Origin of the sequence: Acinetobacter sp. 22323 (assembly GCF_052044895.1) — a bacterium.
GTDB classification, from domain to species: Bacteria; Pseudomonadota; Gammaproteobacteria; order Pseudomonadales; family Moraxellaceae; genus Acinetobacter; species Acinetobacter schindleri.
Genome location: NZ_JBQEOL010000066.1, coordinates 1 through 319, shown reverse-complemented (window position 1 = coordinate 319; position 319 = coordinate 1). Strand labels below are relative to the sequence as shown.

Below are 319 nucleotides of genomic sequence, written 5' to 3'. Positions count from 1 at the left end.
TAATGTTTAACTCATTGCATCGCAATGAGTGGTGGAGACTAGGAGAGTCGAACTCCTGACCTCCTGCGTGCAAAGCAGGCGCTCTACCAACTAAGCTAAGTCCCCAGCTTATCAATAAGTCAATGTATCGTATTACTGCCTGCGCACTCACTTTCGTTCGTTAGCCTTGCGTTCGGGCAAAACATGTTTTGCTGACCCTCACTCAAGTAGTGGTGGGTCTGACAAGACTTGAACTTGTGACCCCACGCTTATCAAGCGTGTGCTCTAACCAACTGAGCTACAGACCCTCAGATACATCGTCATGAAGAACAACTTGTTG

At 47.6% G+C, this 319-nt stretch carries 2 tRNA genes; both read right to left on the bottom strand.

The features are described from left to right. Window positions 1-29: 29 nt before the first annotated feature. Window positions 30-105: transfer RNA gene (locus ACTJIX_RS14925), tRNA-Ala, on the bottom strand. A gap of 105 nt (window positions 106-210) precedes the next feature. Further along, window positions 211-287, bottom strand: a tRNA-Ile gene (locus tag ACTJIX_RS14920). Between the last annotated feature and the right edge of the window lie 32 nt (window positions 288-319).